This window comes from Endozoicomonas arenosclerae, assembly GCF_001562015.1.
Lineage (GTDB): Bacteria > Pseudomonadota > Gammaproteobacteria > Pseudomonadales > Endozoicomonadaceae > Endozoicomonas_A > Endozoicomonas_A arenosclerae.
The window spans coordinates 1-1,270 of sequence record NZ_LASA01000042.1; the positions used below are offsets into that span (position 1 = coordinate 1).

General features: G+C 51.9%; 1 protein-coding gene. It reads left to right on the forward strand.

Annotation, left to right across the window (positions count from 1 at the left end):
- Positions 1 to 1,270: calcium-binding protein (locus WG89_RS02995; protein ID WP_281177672.1), on the forward strand; the 1,270-nt coding region annotated here is incomplete at both ends.

The following is a 1,270-nucleotide window of genomic DNA, read 5'->3' on the forward strand; positions in this document are numbered from 1 at the left end:
TGGTGCAGGTCGTCAGGATATTCTCCGTTTCCTGGAAGGTATTACGCTAGCTGATGTGGTCGTGGAGGGTGCCAGAAACGGTCTGGCGTTGACTCTGAAAAGCAGCGGTGAAGTGGTGACGGTATCCAACTATTTCCTGAGTAGCAGCTTTGAACTGAATGCTATCGAGTTTGTGGATGGTACCAGTTGGGATGTAGCCACCATCAAGGAGATGGTGCTGGTGCCAACAGAAGCCGCAGATACCATTACGGGTTATGCCACGGAGGATAGCCTGGAGGGATTAGGTGGTAACGATACCCTCAAGGGTATGGATGGCGCAGATACCCTGTCAGGTGGAATAGGTGATGACCGTTTGCACGGCGGTAATGACAACGATGTTGTCAATGGCGATGTCGGTAATGACACGCTCTATGGTGACAACGGCAATGATGTCCTTAACGGTGGTGAGGGTGCAGACCGACTGAATGGCGGCGCTGGTGATGACACACTGAGAGGGGGAGCAGGTAACGATACGCTCTCTGGGGATGCAGGRAACGATATTTATTTGTTTGCAGCGGGTGATGGCAATACCACGATTTCCAATGCAGACAGTGGTGCAGGTCGTCAGGATATTCTCCGTTTCCTGGAAGGTATTACGCCAGCAGATGTGATCGTGAAGCGTGCCAGTAACAGCTTGACGTTGACTCTGAAAAGCAGCGGTGAAGTGGTGACGGTATCCAACTATTTCCTGAGTAGCAGCTTTGAACTGAATGCTATCGAGTTTGTGGATGGTACCAGTTGGGATGTAGCCACCATCAAGGCGATGGTGCTGGTGCCAACAGAAGCCGCAGATACCATTACGGGTTATGCCACAGAGGATAGCCTGGAGGGTTTGGGCGGTAACGATACCCTCAAGGGTATGGATGGCGCAGATACCCTGTCAGGTGGAATAGGTGATGACCGTTTGTTCGGTGGTAATGACAACGATGTTGTCAATGGCGATGTCGGTAATGACACGCTCTATGGTGACAACGGCAATGATGTCCTTAACGGCGGTGAGGGTGCAGACCGACTGAATGGCGGCGCTGGTGATGACACACTGAGAGGGGGAGCAGGTAACGATACGCTCTCTGGGGATGCAGGAAACGATATTTATTTGTTTGCAGCGGGTGATGGCAATACCACGATTTCCAATGCAGACAGTGGTGCAGGTCGTCAGGATATTCTCCGTTTCCTGGAAGGTATTACGCCAGCAGATGTGATCGTGAAGCGTGCCAGTAACAGCTTGACG